This window comes from Roseibium suaedae (assembly GCF_900142725.1).
Taxonomy (GTDB): Bacteria; Pseudomonadota; Alphaproteobacteria; order Rhizobiales; family Stappiaceae; genus Roseibium; species Roseibium suaedae.
In genome coordinates, this window is sequence record NZ_FRBW01000002.1 from 225,885 (window position 1) to 241,944 (window position 16,060).

The 16,060-nt window shown below is 58.9% G+C and carries 20 protein-coding genes; 14 read left to right on the top strand and 6 right to left on the bottom strand.

Annotated features, from left to right (window positions below; all coding sequences use genetic code 11):
• Nucleotides 1-3: 3 nt before the first annotated feature.
• Complete coding sequence (locus BUA94_RS08005) at nt 4-468, bottom strand: GNAT family N-acetyltransferase (RefSeq protein ID WP_073011592.1); 465 nt, start codon at nt 466-468, stop codon at nt 4-6.
• A gap of 10 nt (nt 469-478) precedes the next feature.
• On the bottom strand, nt 479-766 hold the full coding sequence (gene gatC, locus BUA94_RS08010) for an Asp-tRNA(Asn)/Glu-tRNA(Gln) amidotransferase subunit GatC (protein ID WP_073011595.1): 288 nt from the start codon (nt 764-766) through the stop codon (nt 479-481).
• A 161-nt stretch (nt 767-927) separates the two neighbouring features.
• Between gatC and BUA94_RS08015 the strand changes: the two genes are divergently transcribed.
• Nucleotides 928-1,548 (top strand): TetR/AcrR family transcriptional regulator, encoded by a 621-nt coding sequence (locus BUA94_RS08015; RefSeq protein WP_073011598.1) that lies wholly within the window; start codon nt 928-930, stop codon nt 1,546-1,548.
• A gap of 96 nt (nt 1,549-1,644) precedes the next feature.
• On the top strand, nt 1,645-2,184 hold the full coding sequence (locus BUA94_RS08020; RefSeq protein WP_084081867.1) for a YHS domain-containing (seleno)protein: 540 nt from the start codon (nt 1,645-1,647) through the stop codon (nt 2,182-2,184).
• Nucleotides 2,185-2,301: 117 nt separating this feature from the next.
• Here the strand turns inward: BUA94_RS08020 and BUA94_RS08025 are convergent, their stop codons facing one another.
• A complete protein-coding gene (locus BUA94_RS08025) occupies nt 2,302-4,194 on the bottom strand; it encodes a PhoX family protein (protein ID WP_073011602.1) in 1,893 nt (630 codons plus the stop codon).
• A gap of 229 nt (nt 4,195-4,423) precedes the next feature.
• Nucleotides 4,424-4,804 carry a winged helix-turn-helix transcriptional regulator gene (locus BUA94_RS08030; protein ID WP_084082002.1) on the bottom strand — a complete coding sequence of 127 codons (381 nt, stop codon included), beginning with the start codon at nt 4,802-4,804 and terminating at the stop codon, nt 4,424-4,426.
• Nucleotides 4,805-4,924: 120 nt separating this feature from the next.
• Between BUA94_RS08030 and BUA94_RS08035 the strand changes: the two genes are divergently transcribed.
• Nucleotides 4,925-5,566, top strand: coding sequence for an NAD(P)H-dependent oxidoreductase (locus BUA94_RS08035; RefSeq protein ID WP_073011609.1), 642 nt, complete (start codon nt 4,925-4,927; stop codon nt 5,564-5,566).
• A gap of 95 nt (nt 5,567-5,661) precedes the next feature.
• Here BUA94_RS08035 and BUA94_RS08040 read toward each other — a convergent pair whose 3' ends face one another.
• Entirely contained in the window at nt 5,662-6,366 is a 705-nt protein-coding gene (locus BUA94_RS08040) for a metal-dependent hydrolase (RefSeq protein ID WP_073011612.1), read from the bottom strand.
• Nucleotides 6,367-6,582: 216 nt separating this feature from the next.
• On the opposite strand from BUA94_RS08040, the gene BUA94_RS08045 reads away from it, so the two are divergent.
• The 11 genes from BUA94_RS08045 (at nt 6,583) to dprA (ending at nt 15,453) form a co-directional block, all read left to right on the top strand.
• Complete coding sequence (locus tag BUA94_RS08045) at nt 6,583-7,296, top strand: GntR family transcriptional regulator (RefSeq protein ID WP_084081868.1); 714 nt, start codon at nt 6,583-6,585, stop codon at nt 7,294-7,296.
• Between the two features lie 60 nt (nt 7,297-7,356).
• A complete protein-coding gene (gene ruvX, locus BUA94_RS08050; RefSeq protein ID WP_073011615.1) occupies nt 7,357-7,878 on the top strand; it encodes a Holliday junction resolvase RuvX in 522 nt (173 codons plus the stop codon).
• Nucleotides 7,879-7,884: 6 nt separating this feature from the next.
• A complete protein-coding gene (locus BUA94_RS08055) occupies nt 7,885-8,811 on the top strand; it encodes an AEC family transporter (protein WP_073011618.1) in 927 nt (308 codons plus the stop codon).
• 105 nt (nt 8,812-8,916) lie between these two features.
• Nucleotides 8,917-9,873: an aspartate carbamoyltransferase catalytic subunit gene (locus BUA94_RS08060; RefSeq protein WP_073011619.1), complete on the top strand. Its 957-nt coding sequence runs from the start codon at nt 8,917-8,919 to the stop codon at nt 9,871-9,873.
• A gap of 10 nt (nt 9,874-9,883) precedes the next feature.
• Entirely contained in the window at nt 9,884-11,185 is a 1,302-nt protein-coding gene (locus BUA94_RS08065; protein ID WP_073011622.1) for a dihydroorotase, read from the top strand.
• Nucleotides 11,186-11,225: 40 nt separating this feature from the next.
• Nucleotides 11,226-11,681, top strand: coding sequence for a hypothetical protein (locus BUA94_RS23285; protein ID WP_139251063.1), 456 nt, complete (start codon nt 11,226-11,228; stop codon nt 11,679-11,681).
• Nucleotides 11,656-12,225 carry a hypothetical protein gene (locus BUA94_RS23290; RefSeq protein ID WP_139251064.1) on the top strand — a complete coding sequence of 190 codons (570 nt, stop codon included), beginning with the start codon at nt 11,656-11,658 and terminating at the stop codon, nt 12,223-12,225. The genes BUA94_RS23285 and BUA94_RS23290 overlap by 26 nt, the downstream gene beginning before the upstream one ends.
• 285 nt (nt 12,226-12,510) lie before the next feature.
• On the top strand, nt 12,511-12,753 hold the full coding sequence (locus tag BUA94_RS23970; protein WP_073011628.1) for a CPCC family cysteine-rich protein: 243 nt from the start codon (nt 12,511-12,513) through the stop codon (nt 12,751-12,753).
• 629 nt (nt 12,754-13,382) lie between these two features.
• Nucleotides 13,383-13,544, top strand: coding sequence for a hypothetical protein (locus BUA94_RS08085; protein ID WP_208980025.1), 162 nt, complete (start codon nt 13,383-13,385; stop codon nt 13,542-13,544).
• Nucleotides 13,545-13,657: 113 nt separating this feature from the next.
• Nucleotides 13,658-14,314, top strand: a complete 657-nt coding sequence (gene plsY / locus BUA94_RS08090) for a glycerol-3-phosphate 1-O-acyltransferase PlsY (RefSeq protein WP_073011637.1) — start codon at nt 13,658-13,660, stop codon at nt 14,312-14,314.
• Nucleotides 14,314-15,453: a DNA-processing protein DprA gene (dprA, locus tag BUA94_RS08095; protein WP_073011642.1), complete on the top strand. Its 1,140-nt coding sequence runs from the start codon at nt 14,314-14,316 to the stop codon at nt 15,451-15,453. The genes plsY and dprA overlap by 1 nt, the downstream gene beginning before the upstream one ends.
• Here dprA and BUA94_RS08100 read toward each other — a convergent pair.
• Nucleotides 15,447-15,896, bottom strand: coding sequence for a DUF2267 domain-containing protein (locus BUA94_RS08100; protein WP_408011917.1), 450 nt, complete (start codon nt 15,894-15,896; stop codon nt 15,447-15,449). The two genes, dprA and BUA94_RS08100, sit on opposite strands and share 7 nt — an antisense overlap.
• Nucleotides 15,897-16,060 lie beyond the last annotated feature (164 nt).

Genomic DNA, 16,060 nt, shown 5'->3' on the forward strand with positions numbered 1-16,060 from the left:
TCTTTAGGCGGCGTTGACTGGCCGCTGATAGAATATCGAATACGGGCTGTCGGGATAATCCAGCACAGGCCCGCAGCGGGAAAACCCCGCGTTCTCGTAAATGCGCCACGCCGCCGGATGCTTGTCACCGGTCTCGAGAACGAGACAGGACAAGCTTTCTTCCTGCGCGAGGGACACGATCCGGTTCAGGATCGCGCTGCCCAGTCCCTGCCCCTGAAAGGCGGGACGGGTGTACATGCGCTTCACTTCGCCGATCCCTTCGCCATGCCGGTGCAGGGCTCCGCAGGCTGCCATTTCACCGCCGATGCGGGCGGCGAAGACGGTCGTCTCCGGCCCGGCCATTTCTTCCGGCGTCATGTGATAGCAGGCCTCCGGAGGAGACAGTTCCAGAAGAACCGCATTCAATTCGCGGATCATCTGTCTCATGTCATCGCTGAGAGGGCTTTCGGGAGCGATCGTGGCGGACATTTGCTCTGGCTTACTCGACCACCTTCGGCACCATGAAGAAGTTGTCTTCGGTCATGGGAGCGTTGCGGGTCACGTCGTCCGGGTAGTTGCCGTCAGTCACACCGTCCTGGCGCTTCTTCATGGTCTGCTCGACAACGGAAGTCAGCGGCTCGACGCCGGTGACATCCACTTCATCAAGCTGTTCGACGAAGCCGAGAATGCCATTGAGCTGGCCGGTCATGCGCTCGGCGCCCTCGTCACTCACCTTGATGCGGGCAAGACGTGCCACGCGTTTGACGGTTTCAATGTCGACGGACATGAATACCCTTCCTTTGATCTAGCCAAGTCAGGTCCGGCGCAACACCGGACGGATGCCCCTGTTTTCCTCAATCCGGCGGACTGGGCAAGTCCCGCCCCTTGCAGCACCCCCAAAAAGAATGACATACCGGTACCAATAGTAACCGGAATTGATGGCCTTTCATGATGCCCGCCTCGACAAAGCCTGATCCGAACCGCTCTTCCGGCCGCCCGAAGGAAAGCCGTGTCACTGCGGCTCTCCTGGAGGCGGCGCTCGAAGAGCTGTCCGGCAAAGGCTATGAAGCGATGACCATCGCCAGCCTTGCCGCCCGTGTCCACACCAGCAAGCAGGCCATCTACCGGCGCTGGAAAGACAAGTCAGCCCTTGCCGCCGCAGCCATCCGGCATGGGCTGGATCAAACCCGTTTCGCCCCGCCGCAAAGGGGCAGCGTCGCCCGCGATCTGGAGACGGCGCTCACGGACATGGTCACCTCCCTTCAGGACACGGCGCTCGGCGGTGCAATCCGTGCACTGATCCCCCTGCGGGCGAACCCGGCACTTGGAAGCGTGTTGAACGAGGCAGAAGATGACAGGCGTCTGCTGCTGCGCCAGATCTTCATCGCAACGCCCTTTGAGGCGGAGATGGAAACCCGCATCGACCTGCTGCTGGGCCTCATCTACTTCAATCTGCACATCCGGAACCGGAAAGTGACCCGGGAGATGATCGGCAGTGCCATTCATCTGGTGCTCGGCCTGACAGCGCCTCGGGCTCCCGGTCCTCGCGCGTCTGTGGCGCTGCCGTGATCAGGCTTGATTGGCCAAATTCCGTATCACGCGGCAATCCTTGAGGTCAGACCCGGTCAGACCTGCACCGGAAGACTTTAAGGGAGACCCGCCACCATGCTTCGTTCCAACTTGACGTGCTTCAAGCCCATCCCGTTCAAGCCCCTGCTGGCCAGCCTTCTGCTTAGTGCGGCGGTACTGGCCGCTTCACCGATTGCCCTTCCGAAAGGGGCAGCCTTTGCCGACGAGGTCACCAATTTCGTGAAGGATGGCGCAGCCATCGGCGGAACCGATCCGGTAGCCTATTTCACCAAGCACAAGCCGGTTCAGGGACAGGACCAGTTCACGGCCGACTATCAAGGCGTCACCTGGAAATTCGCCTCAGCCGAGAACCGTGACCTCTTCACGGCGGACCCAGCCAAATATGCCCCGCAATATGGCGGCTTCTGTGCCTTTGGCGCCAGCAAGGGTTTCAAGGTGCCGGTGGTCCCCGATGCCTGGAAGATTGTCGATGGCAAACTCTATCTGAACAACAGCGCCGCCGTTCAGGAACGCTTTCTCGCCGATACACAGGGCATCATTCATGACGCCGACCTGAACTGGCAGGTGATCAAGGACAAGAAGGCAGAAGACCTGAAGGAACCGATTATCCGGTAGGAGATGCAGTCCTCAGGGCTGGTCATCAGGATAAACGCTCCCCCCTTCAAGGATGGCAGAAGCTATCAAACGGAAGGCGCAGCGGTTGCCCGCTGTGCCTTCTATAGTTCCAGTGGCTCAGCCGATCAGCGCGTTGTCGGCGCGGCGGACAGCCACGATGCAGGAGCGCGGCAGCTTGCCTTCGCCGTCCGGGAACGGTGCGCTCGGATGCTGAATACCGACAAACGCTGTGCGCAGGTCGGCAGACCAGCAAAGACCCGTCACCTCGGCGCCATGCGGAGCAGTCAGGAAGCGGGCGATTTCACCTGTGGCCGGATCGCCGATGAGCATCTGATTGTTGCCCTGGCCAGAGAATTCACCTTCATTGCTGTCGTCACCATCCGTCTGGATCCACAGCAGCCCACGCGTGTCGAATGCCATGCCGTCGGGCGAATTGAACATGTTGCCGGGATTGATGTTCGCAGAACCGGCATAGGCATCCTTGTGAACTGCCGGGTTGCCGGCCATCACGAACAGATCCCACTTGAACTTCAGATCGGCGTGATCGTCATTCTCCGGATACCAGCGGACGATCTGACCATATTCGTTCTTTTCACGCGGGTTCGGACCGCCGACCGGCGTCTCGTCGCCACCGGCATTCGGCTTGAGGCCACGACGGGAGTTGTTGGTCAGAGCGCAGTAGGCCTCGATTGCAATCGGATTGACCGCGACCCATTCCGGACGGTCCATGGTGGTCGCGCCAACCTTGGAACCAGCCATGCGGGTGAAGATGCAGATCTCCGCCAGGCTCATGCCGGTGCTCTCTTCGGTCAGGGCAAGCCATTCACCGGTGCCGTCGTCATTGAACTTGGCGGCATAGAGCGTGCCATCATCCAGCAGGCCTTCTGTGCTGCCGCCAGTCTGATAGGTACCGTTGGAAACGAACTTGTAGAGAAACTCTCCACGCTCATCATCGCCCATGTAGACGACGACACGTCCATCACGGGCAAGCGCACACTCGGCGTTCTCATGCTTGATGCGGCCAAGACCGGTGTGCTTGACCGGCGTGGAGGCCGGATCCGCGGGATTGATCTCGACAACATATCCGGCGCGGCGCGGCTCGTTCACGTTCTTGGAAATGTCAAAACGCTCATCGAACTTTTCATAGGCATAGCGGGTTTCATTGGAAACGCCATAACGCTTGAAGTCTGCCGGCAGTTCAAAGGCTGCGTCGGTGGATCCGAAGTAGCTGTTGAAGTTTTCCTCGCAGGTCAGATAGGTGCCCCATGGCGTACGGCCGGAACCGCAATTGTTGAAAGTCCCCAGAGACTGGGTTCCCGTGGGATCTGCTTCGGTCTTGAGCAGATCATGACCGGCAGCAGGACCGGCAAAGACCATCGGCGTCAGATGGGTGATGCGGCGATTCAGGGGACTGTCGACAACGACCTTCCAGCCGTCATTCCCTTCGGTGACTTCCATCACCGTAACACCCTGGAGGTTCTGCAGCTTGCGCACGTCATCTGCAGAAACCGGCATGCCGTCTGCATTCTTCGGCAGATTGATTTCCGGGTTCACATATTCATGGTTCACCGTGATGACCTGACGCTCGCCCACGGAGAAAAACTCCATGCCATCGGTGTTCTCGCCGAAGATCTTGTCGGAAGAGGCAAGATCACCGCCGGTGGCGTGGTCAAAATCGGCTGCATCGGAGAACAGCTTGTCACCCCAGCTCGCCAGAATGTCCCAGGTATAGCCTTCCGGAACATGGATCGTGCTGTCGGTGGCAATGTCGATCGGCTTGAACGCAAAGCGGCTGGCAGCCATGGCTTCTGCGGACGTCGTCGTCAGCAGACCTGCGGCAGTGCCAAGCCCCATGGCAGCAGCTCCAGAGCCAAAGGCGAGAACCCCAAGGAAACTGCGACGGGAAAGTGCGGAGCTGACGACGGCATCGAAATCGGTCGTCTCGGGCGCAGGACGCACCACTTCATCCCATTCGTCAAAGGACATCTTGCGGGTGTTTTGATCGGTCATAGCTTGCTCTCCAGATGGCTGGCTATTGAAGAAGACCGGCCCCGGATAATGAGCTTGCATGACAGTGCGGCGACACGAACCGAGGCTAACCGCGCCAGAAGTCGCATCAGGTTACTTTATAACAAAACAACTCCGCAGAATCCCTTAGAAAACCGGCAAGCTGCGGCAAGCTGCCGCAGCCCTCACTTCATGCAGGGACAAGTTTCGCAGCGAGGGGAAGAAGCAGGGATCACGCGCTTTCCCGGTCCAGCCCGCTTTGCGCATCGTAGCGCGCCCGGGCCTCGTCGATGGCAGGCAGGTTATTGAGCGCCCAGTCACCAATCTCGCGCAAGGGGCCACGGATCGATTCCCCAAGCGGTGTCAGAGAATATTCCACCTTGGGCGGAATTGTCGGGTGATACTCGCGGTTGACCATGCCGTCCCGCTCGAGTTCGCGCAGGGTCAGACTCAGCATGCGCTGGGAAATGCCCAGGTTCCGCTTCAATTCGTTAAACCGCAGCGTTCCGTAATTTCCCAATGAAATAACAATCAGAACGCTCCAGCGGTCCCCCACACGGGACAGGACCTCATTGATGCGGCTGCAATCCTTGCAAGGGCCGTCTGACTTCATGCCGGTATCCTCCATGTTACCGAGGCTCAAAAATGTGCCTCCTTGCGGCCAATTTCAGTTCCTCATATATCGTCGATTACAAATGTATACCACCTTTCGCCTTACATGAAGGATGCAGGAATGTCGCAGAGCTCTCTGATCGAAAAGCTGAACTGGCGTTATGCCACCAAGAAGATGGACCCGTCCAAGCCGGTTCCGCAGGAAAAGGTCGACCAGATCGTCGAAGCGATCCGCATGGCACCGACCTCCAGCGGTGTGCAGCCGTTCGAAGTTTTCGTGATCACCAATGCCGACGTCCGCGCCAAGATCCGTCCGGTCGCCTGGGATCAGGCCCAGATCACCGATTGCTCCCACCTGCTCGTTTTCGCAGCTTGGGACAACTACACTGCCGATCGCATCGATTCCGTGACCAAGCAGCTCACTGATGAACGCGGCGAACTGCCCCTGATGCAGGACTACTACGCGAAGCTCAAGTCCAACTACCTGCCGCGCGAAGCTGAAGTGAACTATCAGCACGCTGCCCGCCAGGCCTACATCGCCTTCGGTTTCGCCCTCGCAGCTGCCGCTGAACTCGAAGTCGACAGCACCCCGATGGAAGGCTTTGATCCGGCTCAGGTCGATGAAATCCTGGGTCTGCGCGAACGCGGCCTGCGCTCTGTCCTCCTGCTGCCGCTCGGCACCCGTCAGGCAGACGCCGACTGGCTTCTGCCGATGAAGAAGGTCCGCAAGAGCAAGGACGCTCTGGTCACCGAAATCGCCTGATTTCCGGAACCTTTCCCGAAAGTGAGAAAGCCCGGCGGAGAACACTCCGCCGGGCTTTCTTGTTTTCAAATCCGTATCCACTCGATGGCTTGATCTCAGACCTCGAATGCCTGGCCGGGAACTGCCACCACCGCCTTGGAGGCAGCATCGCCCAGATTGTCCAGAAACGTGTCCGCCGTCTGGTCGAGCAGACCGAAGGAGGCATAGTGGCAGGGCACGATCTTGTCGAAGTCGAAGAACCGCTTGCAAGCCAGCGCTGCGGCCTTGCCGCCCATGGTGAAGCGGTCACCGATCGGCACCAGACCGACCTTTGGCGCGTGAAGCTCGTTGATCAGGGCCATGTCGCCGAAGATATCCGTATCGCCCATATGGTAGAGCACCGGCTCGCCCGGCGCTGCGATGATCAGACCATGGGGATTGCCCAGATAGGTGATGCCACCGTCGGCGCTGGTCGAAGAGGAATGATGGGCAACGGTCAGCCCGACCTTGAACGGCCCGACATCCACCATGCCCCCGGAGTTCATCGGATTGACGTTGGAAACGCCCTTGGAGGACGCCCAGCCGCAGATTTCCGCATTCCCGGTCAGCTGGGCACCGGTTTCCTTCAGGATATGAATGCTGTCGCCGATATGATCGTCATGGCCATGGGTCAGCAGGACATGGGTCACGCCTTCGCTTGCCTTGGCAACGCTCAAGCCCTTGGGAAAGGACGGATTGCCGGTGAAGAACGGGTCGATGAGGATGATCGCATCCTTGATTTCGACCTTGAAGGCAGCGTGTCCGTACCAGGTGATTTTCATGACTTTGGTCTTCCTTGTTCCATTGCCCCGTTGCATTGCCCCATTGCATAGCCCTGAAGCATCGTCCGCGCGGGCTGGCAGGTTCCGTGGACACAGGGCCAATGGCCTTGCACCGCTCCCCGCGAAAGGTAGCCACTCCAGCGCCCAAGACAAGTGGTTGAGAGAGCAAAGACAAGCTCTTGCGAAGCTCTGCCCGGACCCCGCATATAGACGACCATGACCAAGAACCGAGCGACCACTGCCCCTGACGGCAAGCCCACCCCTGTTTCAGGGGAACAGGCCAAAGGGGAACAGGCCAAGCGCCTGCATAGCGCCGTCATCGCCGACGAGCTGGAGGCAGAAATCATCGATGGGCGGCTGGCTCCCGGTACCCGGCTGGATGAGCAGGCCTTGACCGAGCGCTTCGGCGTATCCCGCACGCCGGTCCGCGAGGCCTTGCACGAGCTTGCCTCCCGGGCCCTGGCCGAGCGCGTGCCCTATCGCGGGGTTCTGGTTGCTGAAATCACCCGCGAACGGGTCGACGCCCTGTTCGAAACCATGGGCGAGATCGAGGCCACCTGCGGCCGGCTCGCCGCCGAGCGCATGACGGTCAGCGAAAGAGCGGCGCTGGAAGACCTGCACCAGACCATGTCGCGATTGGCGGAAGCTGGAAAGGAACGGGACTATGAGCTCACCAACACGGCCTTTCACACGGCAATTTTCGAGGGCACCCATAATCTGGAGCTGATCGAGGTTGCCAACGCATTGCGGCTCAAGCTTGCCCCCTTCCGCAAGTCCCAGCTGAAGGCAACCGAACGCATGCAGCGCTCCAACGAGGAACATGCCGCCATCCTTGCCGCCATCATCGACCGGGATGGCCGCAAGGCCGAAAAGGCCCTGCGCCGCCACCTGATGAGTGCTGCCAAGGCAGTGCTAGCCAAGATGGCCTGATCTTTCCCTAAATCCTGCAGATCACTGGCGCGGAACCGGCCGAACTGGTAAAGCCCGGTCATGGCATCTGACCCCACATTGACACTGGACGCGTTTCTCGAAGTCCTCCGCCCGAACAGCCGTCTGATCGGCCTGGACCTTGGCACCAAGACCATCGGTCTTGCCCTCTCCGACCTTGGCCGGGGCATTGCCTCGCCCATGGAAACGATCCGGCGCAAGAAGTTCACTCTGGATGCGCAGGAACTCTTGAAGATCTGCGCGAAGCAGGAAGTCGGCGGACTGGTGCTCGGGCTGCCCCTCAACATGGACGGCAGCGAAGGCCCCCGCGTGCAGGCCACCCGTGCCTTTGCCCGCAATCTTGCGCCCATGACCGACCTGCCCATGACCTTCTGGGACGAGCGCCTGTCCACGGCCGCAGTTACCCGCACGCTTCTGGAGGCAGATGCCAGCCGCGCCCGGCGCGGCGAAGTGGTGGACAAGATGGCGGCGGCGTATATCCTGCAAGGATTCCTGGACCGTCTCGGCCACATGCAGCAGGACCAGCCAGTGGCACGGCGGAGCTTCCCTATTTTCGAAGATTGATTTGCCATGCTGATGACGCTCACCGCCCTGCTGCCGATCATTCTCGTGATTGCAGCGGGCTACGCGGTTGCCCGGACAGGGCTGATCACCGGTGAGCAATGGCGCGGGGTAGAGCGTCTCGCCTATTTCGTGCTGTTCCCCGCAGTTCTCTTCCGTACCATCGCGGCGGTCGACTTTTCAAAGCTGCCAACCTTCGGCATGGGCGCAGCACTGCTGGCAACGCTTCTGACCATGGCAGGATTGCTGCTTCTGGCCCGCCTGCCGATGAAGGCCATCTGGAACGTCGACGGGCCGCGCTTCACCTCTATCTTTCAGGGCACCCTGCGCTGGAACGCCATGATTGCGCTGGCCATCGCCGACAATGTGGTGGGTGAGCAAGGCCTCGGCATGCTGGCCATCGCCATGGTCTTCATGATCCCGCTGCTGAACGTCATGTCGATCCTGGCGCTGTCCCATTTTGCCAGCGGCACCGCGCCCAGCGCGGGCAGGATCCTCAAGGACCTTTTCACCAACCCGCTGATCCTGTCCATCGGCGTCGGCATCATCGTGAACCTGTCAGGGCTCACCCTGCCCGGCGCAATCGACTCGACCCTGGAAATCTTCGGCAGAGCCTCTCTTCCCATCGGCATCATCTGCGTCGGGGCAAGCCTGGACCTCCATTCCCTGCGCCGCCCGGGCCCCGGCCTCAGCCTGGGCACCTTCATCCGGCCTCTGCTGGTCCCGCTGGTCGGCTATCTCTACACGCTCGCCTTTGACGTGACCGGCGCGGCACAAACGATTGTCATCATTGCCTGTTCCGTGCCAGCTGCCAGCAATTCCTATATCCTTGCCCGCCAGATGGGCGGTGATGCCAAGCTGATGGCGGAAATCATCACGCTGCAGACCCTGATCGCCTCGGCGACCATTCCCGCCGCTCTGCTGATTTTTGGCTAACTGGACAAATATCACCCCGTCCCGTGCCCCCGCGTGTGGACAGGGTCAGGTGATTGAACTCAGCCCTTGTGGACTCGCCCGCTCAGGCCTATAGCCTAGGCTTCGATGAGCGCAAACGAACCCCGTCGACACGATCTTTTCCCCCATCGTCATTTGCTGGGCATAGAAGGTCTTCAACCCCACGAAATCCTCGGCCTTCTGGACCGGGCGGAAGACGCCATTGAGGTGAGCCGCCAGGTTGAAAAGAAGAAGTCCGTTTTACGTGGACGCACCCAGATCAACCTGTTCTTCGAGGCATCGACCCGAACGCAAAGCTCCTTCGAGCTGGCGGGCAAGCGGCTTGGTGCGGATGTGATGAACATGTCCGTCTCGTCTTCCTCGGTGAAGAAGGGCGAGACCCTGATCGACACGGCCGCGACGCTGAACGCCATGCACCCCGACCTGCTGGTGGTGCGCCACCATGCGGCCGGCGCGGTGCATCTTCTGGCGCGCAAGGTCGGCTGCTCGGTGGTCAACGCGGGCGACGGCGCCCATGAACACCCGACCCAGGCCCTGCTGGATGCCCTGACCATCCGGCGGCACAAGGGCACGGTCTCCCGGCTCACAATCGCCATTTGCGGCGACATCCTGCATTCGCGGGTGGCCCGGTCGAACATCATCCTGCTCAACGCCCTTGGTGCCCGCGTGCGGGTCATCGCCCCTTCCACGCTTCTGCCCGGCGGCATCGAGCGGATGGGCGTCGAAGTCTTCCGCGACATGAAGGAAGGCCTGAAGGGGGTCGACATCGTCATGATGCTGCGCCTCCAGCGCGAGCGCATGAACGGCGCCTTCATCCCGTCGGTGCGCGAATATTACCGCTACTACGGTCTGGATGCGGAGAAGCTGTCCTACGCCAACGAGGGGGCGCTGGTGATGCATCCCGGCCCGATGAACCGCGGTGTCGAGATCGACCCGGCCGTTGCCGATGGGCCGCAGAGCCTCATCCGCGAACAGGTGGAAATGGGCGTTGCCGTGCGCATGGCCGTCCTGGAAGCCCTCTCCGCCCATCTGCCGAACCAGTAGGATCCGACCCGTGGCCAAAGACACAGCAACACCCCTGGTTCTGACGAATGCGCGGGTCATCGACCCGGCACGCGGTCTGGACGCTGCCGGCAGCGTCATCCTTCAGGACGGGCTCATCCTGGCGGCCGGCCCCGAAGCGCTTAACCAGGGCGCTCCGGATGGCGCAGAGATCATCGATTGCGGCGGTGCCATCGTGGCGCCCGGCCTGATCGACATGGGCGTTTCCGTCGGTGAACCGGGCCATGAGCACCGGGAAACCCTCGCCAGCGCCAGCGAAGCGGCAGCGGCAGGCGGCATCACCACCATCGTGACCATGCCGGAAACCGATCCGATCATCGACGATCCGGCGCTCGTGGACTTCATCCTGCGCCGGGCCCGTGACACGGCTATCGTCAATGTCAAGCCGATGGCGGCCCTCACCAAGGGCCTCAACGGCACGGACATGACTGAAATCGGCCTGTTGCAGGAAGCAGGCGCCGTGGCCTTTACCAACGGCCACAAGTCCGTCCGCAATGCGCAGATCATGCGCCGGATCCTGACCTATGCCCGGGATTTCGGCGCCCTTGTCGTCCATCATCCGGAAGATCCGGACCTGGCGGGCGGCACGATGAACGCTGGGCTGAACGCCTCCTGGAAGGGCCTCTCGGGAGTGCCGCGCGAAGCTGAAATCATCATGGTCGAGCGCGACCTTCGCCTCGTTGCCATGACCAAGGGCAACTATCACGCCAGCCTCATCTCCACCTCAGATGCCGCCGAGGCGATCCAGGGCGGCAAGGACCGGGGCCTGAATGTGACTGCCGGCGTCTCGATCAACCACCTGACCCAGAACGAAAACGACATCGGCCCCTACCGGACCTTCTTCAAGATGTCGCCCCCCCTCCGGGACGAAGATGACCGCAATGCCATGATCAAGGCGGTCGCGGACGGCACGGTCGATATCATCTGCTCCAACCACGATCCGCAGGACGTTGAAACCAAGCGGCACCCCTGGGCGGAAGCGGAAGATGGGGCCATTGGCCTCGAAACCCTGCTGGCAGCCGCCCTGCGGCTCTATCATGCAGGCGACATCGGACTTCAGCCCCTGCTCGCAGCCATGACCATCAACCCGGCCAAGCGCCTCGGCCTCGACGCCGGACGCCTCAGCGCAGGAGCTCCGGCAGACGTCACCGTCTTCGATCCGGACCGCCCCTGGGTCCTGGAAAAAAGCGCCATCCGCTCAAGGTCGAAAAACTCGCCCTTCGAGGATGCCCGTTTTTCCGGCCGGGTGCTGCGGACAATCGTTGCAGGGCGGACGGTTTATACTTATTCCTAGTTGAATTCTAAAAGGGGGCTTGGCGGGATTGAATCTAAACATGAATTCCGCCCCCTCGCTTCCTATGACCGTTTTTCTTGCGCTTGTGGCCATGGTTCTGGCTGGCTGCCGCGACAAGGAAGGGCCTTCTTACGAACCTCTCAGCCAGAATTTCAAACCGCAGCACTGCACTCCTGGCCCGCTACTCTCCGAATTATCGGATCGCATGAAGATCGGCATTGCTGGAGGCAGCAAGGAAAGAGCTTCGCTTCTCTATAGCGCTTATTTTGATGCTCTGAGATCGTGTGGGCAAACGGCGGAAGCACAGTTCCAGGTCACTGTAAATTATGATCATTGGCCATCATCTTGGCCAACACCGCCCAATTCATACGACTATCGACTACTCAATACGAAACCATATGGGCTTTGCATCACCAGGTCCGGCGGATTGGAAGGCACTCATCTCGTAACAACATGGTATTGCGAGAAAATTGGCTGGATTGAAAACCCAATCTAAGGGGAAAACAGAACCAACTCAGCGATCACACAACACTGGAAAAACAAACACAACCAAGTCCGATAAAATTTTAAAAATAAATAATTGCTGGAGAAGTAAGATGCAGCAACTGCACAGAGATATCTATATTAAATTAAAGGACGAAAAGCTTCCATCCAAAAATGATATCAATGAAATTGATAGATTTTTCTTTGGACCACACGAAGAAATCAGCTATTATACTATCCTCTCTTATGGTCTGCTAAACAGAGCGAACGAGAAAAACATCAAGAGGGTAAAAGATTTAATTTCTATATTCATTGAAAATGAGGAGGATGACCTTCTCAGAGCCGTTATTATGACCACCTATATATATTGGAACTCCGGAGACAGTATCTCCAACGAACTCATCTACTTTCTGAAAAATTGCTGCATGGAGACATTTTCAGAAGCAAGTCTTTCAGCTGCATCCTCATTAGCAGATTCTGCCTTTCAAAATAAAAATGAAGAAATACTCAAAAACCCTCAAAGATCTGACTGTGACTTGCATTGCATCAGACGATGAAATCACAGCAAGTCTTTTCGTGGAAAGCACCCTGAGGGCAGCAACAGGAAAAGTATGGATAGACAAAGATATTATAAAATTATTCTCCAACACTTACGCCATTCAAGGTGTGAACTTTGGCATGGACCTCACCATTTCCTTGAAGAACTGAATGTTAGAAGCACTTTAATTTGCTTCCAGAACACCAACTCGATACGAATAAGTTCTTATTTCAATAAGGATTTTTGAAACAAAATGCTCCTTCTTCCACCCTGATGGATAACCACGGGAGAAAGCGAACGTGGAATGAAATACCCTTGCCCCTGCTGTCACTTCCTGACGCTTGGCGAAAAGCCACCTGGAACTTTTGAGATCTGTTCCGTATGCGGCTGGGAGGATGACGAAGTTCAGTTCCACGACCCGTCCTACGCCGGCGGCGCGAATAAGGTCAGCCTTGAAACGGCGAGAACAAACTTCCAAGTGACCGGTGCAATCGACGAGAGTAGTGCAAAACATGCCAGACAACCGCTCGCCGATGATATGCCATAACTCAACAGAGGTACTTATCCCGGTATCTAGGCAACTAACCGCCCAAGGTTAGTTGCTCAATGTTGTCTGCATCTCTTTACAAAGATCAGAAGCCGATGCGGTGCGGACACCGCCTTTGAAATACAAACACTTGCACAGGCGCGACAGGTCCCAGAAATATGACCTGGATATACGTGCCTCCTCCCAAGACGCTCTCACCTGGTAACGCAGGCCGGGGTGCGACAATATTCTACCAATTTCTCCGCATCTTCTCGGCGTGGGAAAATCCGCCGGAAACATTGAACAATGAGCGCCTCTGTCAAAGTCGAGTGGGAACCATCGAAGAAAGATCGCCCAGCTTCTGGACGATATTCGACTGCCGCCCGGTTTCTCAACGATGAAGACACATGGCCACATGAATCCTGGAGCGTCTTGATCGAGTTTCACAAAGCGTCGAATATATTTGACTATGAAAGCGGTACAGCGAAATTCCTTGTAGAGGACGCCCCTCATAATTGGCTAAAGTCTGGGGCTATATTCGAAATGCTCGAAGGGAATAGAAGGACGGCAAAGGTAACTGTCCTGCAATCTCAGAAGCACAAAGTTTAAGATTAAGAAAAATGTTGTCAGAGACTGAAGCTTATCGTGCAATGTATATCTATCTCAGAAAGCTCTACGAACTGACCGCTTCCGACGATCTTGCAGGTTTCCTTGGAGGGATGGCTCTGCTGGAGGATGGGAAGCCTACAGACCCCGCTGTCTGGGCGGATTGGATATCCAGTTTGGAAGAAGCGAAAGCGGACAAGCTCTGAGAAATGACAGTTTCCAGCTTCACAACTGGCCACATATCATGCAATTCCTACAAAGCATTCATGTAAATACCGATTACGTTTTACGGCCACATTGGCCGGGTGGAGGAAAATAGGTGCCTGACCTGTTGAGCTGGGAACTGTCCTGGACTGTTGTTCTGGCCGTCGCTGCCATGGGCTATCTTCTGGGGTCGATCCCCTTCGGTCTGGTCATCACCCGCATGGCTGGTCTTGGGGACATCCGCAAGATCGGCTCGGGCAACATCGGCACGACCAATGTTCTGCGCACGGGCAGGAAGTCTCTGGCTGCGGCGACGCTTCTGTGCGACGCGCTGAAGGGCACTGTCGCAGCCCTTCTCGCCCGGCAGTTGGTTGGCCCGGATGCGGCGCTGATTGCGGGGTTCGCGGCCTTTCTCGGGCATCTTTTCCCGGTCTGGCTCGGCTTCAAGGGCGGCAAGGGCGTTGCCACCTATCTCGGCATTCTGCTAGCCCTTGCCTGGCCCGTCGGGATCGCTTTCGCGCTGATCTGGCTCGCCATGGCGTTTACCCTGCGCTACTCGTCCCTGTCCGCGCTCACAGCCAGCCTGATTTCCCCCTTCGTGCTGCTGGCCATGGGCGACAACCGGACGGCCCTTGTCTTCGGTGCCATGTCCCTGATCCTCTGGATCAAGCACCATGAGAATATCAGCCGCCTGCTCAGCGGCAAGGAATCCAAGATCGGCGCAAAATCCTCCGCTGCCCCGGCCGCGGACAGTGGCGGCGGAACAGCCTAATGAACAGGGAGCCTGACAACAAAGGCTCCCCACTATTAAGCGAGGCCCAGCGCCTCGCCTGGCTCCGCCTCATCCGGTCTGAAAATGTGGGTCCTGCCACGTTCCGGGAGCTGATCAACCATTTCGGCTCTGCGGAAGCTGCCCTTGCCCAGCTTCCTGCCCTGTCCCGCCGCGGCGGCAAGCAGGCCATCCGTGTCTGCCCGCTCCATGACGCAATGGAAGAATATGAGGCGATGCAGCGCATGGGCGCCCGCCTAGTGGCCCTGGGCGAACCGGGCTATCCGCCCCACCTGCGCCATATCGACGGTCCCCCGCCCCTTCTCTCCGTGACCGGAGCCAATGCACTCTCCCAGCCCAGAGCCGTAGCTGTTGTCGGGGCACGCAATGCCTCTCTTGCGGGGCGCAAGATGGCCCATCTGATGGCGGAGGACCTGTCACGGCGGGGATATGTCATCGTTTCAGGTCTCGCCCGGGGCATTGACGCAGCGGCCCATGGCGCCTCCCTCAAGGGGGGCACCGTTGCGGTTATGGCCGGCGGCGTTGATATCCTCTATCCGCCGGAGCATGACAGGCTGCTCGCCGACATTCTCGCCAATGGCGGCAATGCGGTCAGCGAAATGCCCTTCGGCTGGAAACCGCGCGGGCGGGACTTTCCGCGCAGGAACCGGTTGATCAGCGGCATCTCCCTCAGCGTGATCGTGATCGAAGCGGCCAAGGGGTCCGGCTCCCTGCACACCGCGCGCTTCGCGCTGGAACAGAACCGGGACATCTTTGCGGTTCCTGGCTCGCCGCTCGATCCACGCTCGGAAGGTGCAAACAATCTGATTCGCCAGGGCGCGGCACTGGTGACTTGCGCCGATGATGTGGAAGAGGCGCTGGCAGGGCGGATCGAGCCGGATCTCCCCTTCGATCTCGATGTTCAGGAACCGGAGACCTCAGGTGGCGGCCTGCCATCCGAGCCAAGCGACAACCTGCGCGAACGGTTGATCATGGCCCTGGGTCCCACGCCCGTGGGCATAGACGAACTGGTGCGGCATACGGGCGAAAGTGCCCGCCTCATCCAGATTCTGCTGCTGGAACTGGAACTTGCCGGCCGGCTGGAGCGGCACGCAGGGCAACGGGTCTCGCTGGTCTATTGATCCAACGTGGCTTGCTCAAATGGCCCGGCGTCTTCAGACCAAAAAGCCGCAGCCTCCAGCGGCAAGGCCGCAAGCATGGCATCAAAAGCCTTTAGATCCACATACCCGCGCAAGGCCTTCGCCACATCCTCGATCACCGTGACTGGAGAAAAATTGTGGTGCTGGCGAAGGTGCGCAACCTCTTCAGCCATTTGCGCCCGCGTCAGGAATGGCTCAGGCGGCCGGGAAATGTCCCAACCCTTGACGAAGATTGCCCGCAGGACAGCAGGCAGTTCATTGGCGAACCGGAGCCCTTCAGCGGCCGTCAGCCTGGCCCGGAACACCAGCAAAACGCCCTGAACACAGGTGTAGGTCTGATTTCGTGTTGTCAGATCCAGCGCCTCTCGCGCGTCCTCCAGAAACCGGTCAAATTGCTGACTGGCGGTCTGATATTCATTGGGCATCGGCATGGCAGTCCGGCTTTCACAGTCACAAGAGTTGCTCACACAGCTCTTTTGCCGCGCACACCGGCAGATGGTCAACCAGAGCCTGCAAACCGCAGACGGTGGAAAAGCGGCATTTTCGGCTAAGACTTGACCTTCTGCCTACAAACGTACATTTGACAGGC